The following is a 9,105-nucleotide window of genomic DNA, read 5'->3' as shown; positions in this document are numbered from 1 at the left end:
CCGGATCCGTCGCGCCACCCGGCGCGGTCGAGCTGCCCGTTTCGCCCGAGCCCGTCGAGCCGCCCGTGCCGCCATCCGTCGCGCGGGTGAAGCCCAGGCTCGCCCCCGTCGCATCGTAGTTCAGGACAGGCTGGAGGAAGGCGAGGTTCGTCGTCGTCTGCAGGCTCGCGAAGCGACCGCTCAGCCCCCCCGCCGTGCTCAGGATCCGGTAGCTCTGGCTCGCCGTGTAGGTGCCCGTGCCGGCCCGGACGTCCACCGTGCCGCCCGACAGCGTCGCCGTGCCGCTCGCCACGATTGCATCCGTCCGGCCCGATGCGTCCACCTGCACCCGGAACGTCGAGCCCGCCGCGAAGCTCACCGACCCCGCCACGTTCAGCGTGCTGTAGGGCGTGGCCACGCCCGGCGCCACGATCGATCCCGTAAGCGCCGACACCCCCGGCACCGTCCCCGAACCGCCCAGCGTCGCCCCGCTCTCCACCGTCAACCCCGACGACGAGGCCAGCGAGCCGTTGGCCACCAGGGTCCCGGACACCACGTCCGTCGCCCCGGTATAAGTCTCCGTCCCGCTCAGGATCAGCGTCCCCGAGCCGATCTTCGACAGGTCGCCAACCCCGGAGATCGCCCCGGCGATGGTTACCGTCCCGGTGCCGCTATCGATGATCGGATCGCCCTTCTGCAGGAACCGGATCGCGTTCGTCAGGGTCAGGTCGCCCGCAAACGCGAGGGTCGTGCCCTCGTTCAGGCTCAGGGCGCCCGTGCCCAGGGCCTGGGGATGCCCGACCTTCAGCGTGCCCGTCTCCACCGAGGTGCCGCCCGTGAAGCTGTTCGCCCCGGTGAGCACGAGCGTTCCGTGATCGGTCTTGCGCAGGCCGCCCGTGCCGGACAGGGGCGACGCGATCGTCGCCACCGTCGATGCACCCGCCTTCGTCCCGTCGCCCACGCGCACCGTCGTCGAGGCGCTCGTCAGGGTGAGCGCGTCGCCCTGGACCGTGTAGCCACTCGTCGCGAACTGGATTCCGCCCACGGTCACGGGGCCCGCGCCCGCATCCACCGTGACCTTGCCCGGCGTGCCGGTGAAGATCGCCGTCGCCTGCTCCGTCACCGTGGTCGAGGTCGTGCCCTTGGCGTTCGTCCAGATCGTGCTGGTATTCCACGTCCCGTCGCCGCCTTGAACCGCGCCGGCCCCCGGCTTGCCAGCGTTCCAGAAGGACACCTGCGTCGCGCCCAGGACCAGATCCACCGTCTTGGCCGTCTCATCGCTGCGCACCGTCGCATCCGGCACGTTGTCGCTGCGCCCGAGGGTGCCCACGCTCAGGCCGTTGCCCGACAGCGTCCCGGTGTAGCTCATCAGCCGGTACAGCCCGAACCCGAACGTCCCCGTCGCGCTGCCCACATCCAGAACGCCGTTCAGGGCAAGGTCGCCCTTCACCGCGAACAGCGCCGTCGTGCCCGCGCTCGCGCCCAGCTGCGCCGAGACATGCGCCCCCGGCATCAGGGTCAGGGTGCCGGTGGTCAGGGTCTGGCCCTGGACCCCCGCCAGGGTTCCGCCTCCGACCACCGTCACGGCTCCCACCGTCCCGGTGCCGGCCAGCGTCGCCCCGGACGCCACCACCACCGCGCTCGCCAGCGAGCCGCTCACCGCCAGCGTCCCCGCCTTCACCACCGTCGCCCCGGTGTAGCGGCTCGTCCCCAACAGGGTCAGCGTGCCCGCACCCTGCTTCGACAGGGCGCCCGCCCCGGTGAGATCGCTGGCGATGGTGGCGCTACCACCGCCCGTCGCCTTGTCATCCTGGACGGTGATCCGGGTGGACTTGCCCCCCGCGAAGCCACCCAGTGTGATCGCGCCGCCGGTCAGCGTGTAGCCATCCGTGACGAAGGACATCGCGGCCACGCTCGGCGCGGCCCCGGCATCCACAGTCACCGTGCCCGCCGTGCCGGCGAAGACCGCCAGCGCCCCGTCCGACCATGGGTTGGCGGCACTGCCGGTGCGGTCGGACCAGTTCGTGCCGTTCGCACTCCACGTGCCGGTACCGCCCACCACGCCGGATGTTTCGGCGCCGGCCGCGCCATTCCAGTATTGACCCGCAAAGACCAGCAGATTGACCTGCCCATTCATCGCGGTGTCGAGGGAGAACAGGCTGTCGGCCGGGGCGTCCCCGATGGTCAGGCCCGTGCCCGAGAGCTGGCCGGCATAGCTGAAGATCCGGTACGTCCCGGTGGCGAAACCCGGGGCCGTCCTCAGGTTCAGGCTGCCGCCAAGGGTGAGGTTGCCGTCCACGCTCACCGCCCCCACCGTGCTCGGCGCGGAGAGCGTCAGCGCGGTCAGCGCGGCGCCGGACAGGGTGAGGTCGCCAGCGATGGTGAGACCCGTGGTGGCGGAGGCGATCTTCAGCGTCCCGCCGTCCTCGACGGCCAGCGCACCGCCAACCGTGCCGGTCTTCACCCCGATCGGGTCGCCAGTGAGCGTCCCGCCGGATTGCACCACCACCGCGCCGGCGACGCTGCCGCCGGCCAGGGCCAGCGTGCCGCCGATCACGGTCGTCGCCCCGGTATAGGTGTGCGTGCCGGTGAGGGTGAGGGTGCCGTCACCCTTCTTGTCCAGGGAGCCGGTGCCGGAGACGATTCCGGCATAGGTCAGGTCGTCCGCGCGGTTGAAGACCAGCTTGGCGTTGTCCGTGATGTCGCCCTTCACGGAGCCCGATTTGCCGCCATCGCCGATCTGCAGCGTGCCGGACGTGATCGTGGTGCCACCGGTGTACGTGTTCTCCCCGGTCAGCGTGAGGGTCCCGCTGCCTGCCTTGGTGAGGGTGAGCTGTCCATCCCCATCCGGATCGTCGGCGAGGATGCCCGAGAAGGTCGTGCTGGTGTTGTCGCTGCCCGTGGTCAGCATGGCAGGCTTGTCTTCGGCGCTCGTCCCGCCGCTCACGCTGCCGCCGCCGGCCAGCGAGCCGATGGTGGCGGAGGGAGTCATCACTTTCAGGGTGCCGGGCGCCGCGACCGTGACGGCGATGTTTTTCGACAGGGCCCCGTCGCTTGCGAGACGCATCGTACCGCCGGTGATCTGAAGAGTGCCTGTAAAAGTATTACTGCCGTACAGGATCTGCTCGCCGTTCCCGGACTTGACGACTTTACCGGTTCCGTCGATCGAACCGGAATATTCCGGGAGCAGATCGGCGTCATGGGCTGGACCTCCCAGCGTTAGGGTGTTGCCATGTAACTTGATCGTTCCCCCTTTCCAGCCAGAATTCCAGATGGAATCGACCGCCACGTCGGCAGTGCCGAGATCGAGGATGGCGCCGGCCTCAATGCGGATGACGTTGGCCTTGTCGAGGGCCGATGCGCCCTTCAACTGGACCGTGCCGTCGGTGACCGCCAGACCGCCGGTGAAGGTGTTGGCGCCGCTCACCGTCAGCGTCCCGGTCCCAGCCTTGATCAGCCCTCCCTTGCCCGAGATGCCGCCGGAGAACTCGGTCGAGGTATTGTCCGTACCCACTGCCAAGGTGGCATCTTTGGCAATCGTGACGGTCCCGCCGCCGGCCAGGGATCCGAACCCGGCCGTTGCGCCCACGGACAGCGTGGCGCCGGACTCGACCGTCAGGGCGCCACTGAAGGTGGCCGCGCCCGTCAGGTTCAGTGTACCGGCGCTGACGAGCGTCTCGCCCGAGTAGGTGTTGGCACCGGTCAGCGTGAGGGTGCCCGTGCTATTCTTCTGCAGCATACCTGTGCCGGAGATGGCGCCGCCGAATGTCACGTCGTCCGAGCGGTTGAAGACCAGCTTGGCGTTATTCGTGATGTCACCCTGCACGGAGCCCGATTTGCCGCCATCGCCGATCTGGAGCGCGCCCTTCGTGATCGTCGTGCCGCCGGTATAGGTGTTCTCACCCGTCAGGATCAGCTTTCCGCCACCGACAATTTCGAGCCCTTGCGTCCCCGCGAGAACGGCGGAGATGGTGGCAAAACCCTCACCCGGCACCGAGACCTGCGGCGTGCCCGAGGCCGACGCCAGGGTCAGGGTATCGCCCGCGATCACGTAGCCATCGGGCACGAACTTCAGGCCCGCCACGGACACGGCACCGGCGGTGTTGGACACCGTCACCGTGCCGGCCGTTCCGGCGAAGATCGGCGATGCGCTGGAATCGCTCGCAAGATGGGCCTTGCCGTCCGCGCCGGTCCAGTTGGTGCGCGTGGCATCCGCGCTCCAGATGCCGTTGCCGCCGGCGACCGAGGTGGTGGCGCCCGTCGTGGTGCTGCCGTTCCAGTACAGGTCCGCCTTGGCGATCAGGAGGTTCAGCACCTTGTTGGTCGTATCGAGGGACGTCTTATAGGTGTAGCCGTTCGGCCCCGTGACCGAGGAGAAGGCGTTCGTGCCGGCGGGGTCCGTATCCTTGTATTGAATGAGGGGAATGGTCCCGGTCGGCTTGGAGCCGAGGGCCGTGATGATGAGGGCGCCGTTGTAGCTGAATGTGCTAGCGACGCTGATGAGAGCTTTCGTCGTTGCCGACGTCAGATCGACCTTGAGGGTCGAGCCCGCCGAAAGGGTCAACGCGTTGACGCCGAGCGCGGCCGCGGACGAGTGCGCCGACAACATGAGGGTGCCGCCGGAATTGACCGTGACGGCCCCGGAAACATTGACCAGGATGGTCGGGACCGATGACGGCCCAATTCCCACGAGGGTCGCCCCACTCCCGACCGCGATGTCGCCATAAACGACCGCCCCGGACGCCGCGTCTCCGAGCTGGAGCGTGCCCGTGTTGACGCTCCACGTATTCGGATTCGAAGCCCCGGCGTCTGTCATAACCCAGGTGCCGGTGGTGTCGACGATGACCTTGCCGAAGCCTTGGAACTGATTTGAACCAATCGCAGCATTCAGCGCAGATAAAGTAAAATTTCCCCCACTCCCGGAAAACTTCAGAGTATTGTCAGAACCACTTGCGACCACGTTGCCGGTGATCGTGGCATACTGCGTTCCGTTGCCCTGCAATTCCAGGATGTTGGTGCCGGACGTAAAATCGATCGCATGCGCATGTTGCCGGCCGTCCGAACTGAGACCGCCTGCGACGCTCGCCCCGGCCGATAGGGTCAGCGTGAGCCCGGCCCCGCTGATGCCGACACCGCCGCCGGTTTTCCCACCCTTGCCGCCCGTGATGGTGACGCCGTCGGTCACGGTGGCGGTTGCGCCGGATTGGGTCAGCAGAAGGCCGTAGCCGCCGTCGCCGTCGTCACCCACGGTGGTGCCTCTCCCACCAATTCCGCCTGCGCCGCCGGTGATGTTTCCTATGATGGTGTAGGGGCCGTTGTCGGTGAGAACGGCACCGTAACCGCCTGCGCCGCCGCCACCGCCGCTGCCAATAAGAACTTCTAATCCCTGTACATTTGTTGCGCTGGACTTACCGCCTCGACCGCCCGCACCACCGGTCACAGCGGTGATGGGCGCCGTGCTACCGACATACCCGTGAGAACCACCACCACCACCGCCGCCGCCGCTGCTATCATTAACGCTGCCGCTCGTGCCCGCGGCACCGTCCATTCCCGTCCCCCCGGAGCCACCGGCACCACCAGCATGCGTACCGCTCGCGCCGCCGTTACCTCCCGACTGGCCCGCGCCGCCGCCGCCGCCGCCGATAGTCTTATTGGAAAGCGACGTGCTCCCTGATGAGCCCGCGCCGGTATCGCTGCTGTCACCCCCGTACATGCCGCCGCCGCTCGACCCGCCCCTGGCGAAGACGGCGGAGCTGAACCCGAGCGGGGCGAGGGCCGGCGGGACGGCGACCAGGGCCGTGGTGGCGAGCAGCGCCACACCCCAAGCCGTCCGCCGACGCCCCGAAGGCGTGCGACCTCCGATGGCATGACCCGCGATCCCGGTTTGATTCGGCATTCGATGCGCCCCGCTTGACGCCGCAGCAGCAATCCGCGCGAACGTCGATGTAAATCGCAGTGCGTCTAGCCCTAAACCAGCGCATTTGTCGATGTTATCCCGAACCTGGGAGGCAATTGTTTCGGCTTGTTGCAATCATATACCATAAATCAGTGGTTGAGTTACGGTGGTATACTCAATCTAACGTCGCATTAATTCAACATTGATGCCAAAGAATAGAAATCGAAATCCAAATTACGAAATTCAAATCAACACAGACCGTCTCGATGGATAGATTATCTATTCATCCGCAGAGCGGCTCCACCTATATTGCGGACTGCGACCGGTGCCTCCCGGCGGTGCCGTCCTCGGACCGGTCGGCGCGCGGGTGAGGGGACGCGCCTTGCCATCGGACCCCGGTGACGGCGATGATCCGGCGATGCGGGCGGGCCGGTTCGGGGATGATTCCCCAATCCCGGACCGCCATTCGCCCCGAGGCCCCATGACCGAGACGCCCGCCTATCTCGATCCCATCGATGGGACGACCTATCCCATCGCGACGCCGCGCTGGCGGTCCGAGGCGGGGCGCCCGCTGATGATCACGGACCTGCCGGGGATCGGCCGGGACGGGATCGAGACCGGGACGCGCTCCCTGTGGCGCTATGCCGGGGCCATGCCCGTGGCGGTGTCCGATCCGATCACCCTGGGGGAGGGCTGCACGCCCCTGGTGCGGCGCCCCTGGGGGCGCAGCCACGCCCATTTCAAGCTCGAATGGTTCGCGCCCTCCGGCAGCTTCAAGGACCGGGGCGCCGCGGTGATGCTGTCGATCCTGCGCCAGCAGGGGATCCAGGCCGTGCTGGAGGATTCCTCCGGCAACGGCGGTGCGGCGGTGGCGACGTATGCGGCCGCCGCCGGGATGCGGGCCAAGATCCTCGTGCCGGCCTCCACCTCCCCGGCCAAGACCGTGCAGATGCGCGCCGCGGGCGCGGAGATCGAACTGATCCCCGGCACCCGCCAGGACACCGCCGACGCGGCCGTCGCCCAGGCCGGCTCGATCTTCTATGCCAGCCACAACTGGCAGGCGCATTTCCTCCAGGGCACCAAAACCCTCGCCTACGAACTCTGGGAGGATCTCGGCTTTCGGGCGCCCGACGCGGTGATCATCCCCTGCGGGGCGGGCAGCAACGTGCTCGGCTGCGACATCGGCTTCCGTGAATTGCTCCGGCGGGGCGAGATCGACCGGCTGCCGCGGCTCTACGCCGTCCAGCCGGCCCATTGCGCCCCGCTCCATGCCGGCTTCGAGGCGGGGGCGGAGGACGCCCTGCCCATCGCCCCGCGCCCGACCCTCGCCGAGGGCGCCTCCATCGCCCAGCCGGTGCGCGGGCGCGAGGTCCTGGCGGCCCTGCGCCGATCCGGAGGCGGCACGGTCGCAGTCTCGGAAGCCGCCATCGAGGCGGCCCTGCACGGGCTCGCCCGCTCGGGCCTCTATGTCGAGCCCACCTGCGCCATGGCCGCCGCAGCCCTCACGACGCTGATCGAGCAAGGCGCCATCCGATCCGACGAGACCACCGTCGCGATCCTCACCGGCACCGGTATCAAGGCCACGCCCCGCATCGCCGAACTCCTCGACGCCGCCTCCTGAAAGACGTTACGTCCGGGCGGCATGAGCGAGCATCCCCGCACCATCCGCGTCATCGGCATCGGCACCGGCGACCCCGAGCACCTGACCCTCCAGGCGGTGCGGGCCCTGGCCGACGTCGCCGCCGTGTTCGTCCTCGACAAGCGCGCCGAGACCGCGGACCTCGTCACGGCCCGCCGCCGGATCTGCGAGGCGCACATCGCCCGGCCCTATCGCCTCGTCACCGTGGACGACCCGCCCCGCGAGCGCCGCCCCGCCGACTATGCCGCCACCGTGGAGGCATGGCACGCGGCCCGGGCCGCGCGGCTGGAAGCGGCCTTCGCGGACGGGCTGGGGACAGGGGAGGTGGGTGCCCTCCTCGTCTGGGGCGATCCGGCCCTCTACGACAGCACCCTGCGCATCCTGGAGCGGATCGAGGCCCGGGGCCGCCTCGCCCTGGCCTGCGAGGTCGTCCCGGGAATCTCGAGCGTGCAGGTGCTCTGCGCCCGGCACGCGGTGCCCCTCAACACCATCGGCGGCGCCATCTGCATCACCACCGGCCGCCGCCTCGCTGCCGGATGGCCGCCGGACACCGACAGCGTCGTCGTGATGCTCGACGGCGATCCCGCTTTCGCCGGCCTCGACCCCGACCTGACGATCCATTGGGGCGCCTATCTCGGCAGCCCGGATGAGATCCTCGTCGCCGGCCGGCTCGGCGACGTCGGGGAGGAGATCCGCAGCCTGCGCGCGGAGGCCCGGGCCCGGCACGGCTGGATCATGGACATCTACCTGCTGACACGCCGCGACGCCGGACGGGGCGTCTAGGGCGTCTTCTGCGATCTGCGGATCACAGAAGACGCCCTCGGTTCTTGTTTTTCCGCACTTTTTACGCCGAAGCAACGTCCACTTTGGCGGACAATGCTCCGGTCGCAGGTCGGATCAGAACCGATACTCGAGCCGGCCCTTGACGCTCTGGTCGGAGGCCCGGGAGCCCACCTGCGCGCTGTAGCTCACGCCCAGCGTCATCGCCGCGCTCGCCCGGTAGTCCAGCCCGAACTCCGCCACCGCCGCGTTCCGGTCGATCGGCGTCCCAGCCACGGCGAACGGCGTCGCCCCGCCCCCGAACCCGACCAGCGCCCGGGGCACCACGTCGCCGAAGGCACGGCGCCAGCCCACGAACCCGTGCGCCATCACCGGAAGCGCCGCCGACAGGCTCACCTCGCTCCGAACGCCCAGCGTCGTCGTCCCCACATCCGCCGAACGCGAGGACACCCGCAACGCCGCCGAACCGCCCGTCTCCCGCAGGCCGTCCTGGTCCACGTGGATCACCGCCCCCTGGACCACCGGCTCCACGTAGCCCCGCGCGGCGCCCTCCGGCAGGCCGATCCGGTAGCCTACCTCCCCGAAGCCCTGCACCAGCGTGCCGTCGCCGCGCCCGTGGGCCGTGTCCATGAAGGACGGGAACAGCACCGTCCGCTGCGTCGTGGCCTGCGTCCCGCCGCCCATCACCCCGAGCTTGATGTCGAGCGCCCCGTACAGGGCCCCCGCATACAGCCCCCCGAACACCGTCTTCACCTCGCCCCGCGACGAGCGCAGGTTCAGCGCCAGCGTATCGTCGGTGTAGCCCGCCGCC

General features: G+C 69.0%; 4 protein-coding genes. 2 read left to right on the top strand and 2 right to left on the bottom strand.

Features of this window, described 5'->3' with window-relative positions:
• Positions 1-5,227, bottom strand: a 5,227-nt coding sequence (locus MFF22_RS17590; protein WP_238250333.1) for a beta strand repeat-containing protein, incomplete at its 3' end; no start/stop codon positions are given.
• 1,129 nt (positions 5,228-6,356) lie between these two features.
• On the opposite strand from MFF22_RS17590, the gene MFF22_RS17585 reads away from it, so the two are divergent.
• Together MFF22_RS17585 and cobF are read left to right on the top strand one after the other, a co-directional pair.
• A complete protein-coding gene (locus MFF22_RS17585; protein WP_238250330.1) occupies positions 6,357-7,496 on the top strand; it encodes a pyridoxal-phosphate dependent enzyme in 1,140 nt (379 codons plus the stop codon).
• 21 nt (positions 7,497-7,517) lie between these two features.
• Positions 7,518-8,297, top strand: a complete 780-nt coding sequence (gene cobF, locus MFF22_RS17580) for a precorrin-6A synthase (deacetylating) (protein ID WP_238250328.1) — start codon at positions 7,518-7,520, stop codon at positions 8,295-8,297.
• Positions 8,298-8,411: 114 nt separating this feature from the next.
• Here the strand turns inward: cobF and MFF22_RS17575 are convergent.
• The coding region (locus MFF22_RS17575) for an autotransporter outer membrane beta-barrel domain-containing protein (RefSeq protein ID WP_238250327.1) at positions 8,412-9,105 on the bottom strand (694 nt) is incomplete at its 5' end.

It is taken from the genome of Methylobacterium persicinum, from assembly GCF_022179525.1.
Lineage (GTDB): Bacteria > Pseudomonadota > Alphaproteobacteria > Rhizobiales > Beijerinckiaceae > Methylobacterium > Methylobacterium persicinum.
Note: the sequence above shows the minus strand (reverse complement) of the source record. Positions and strands in the feature narration are given on the sequence as shown.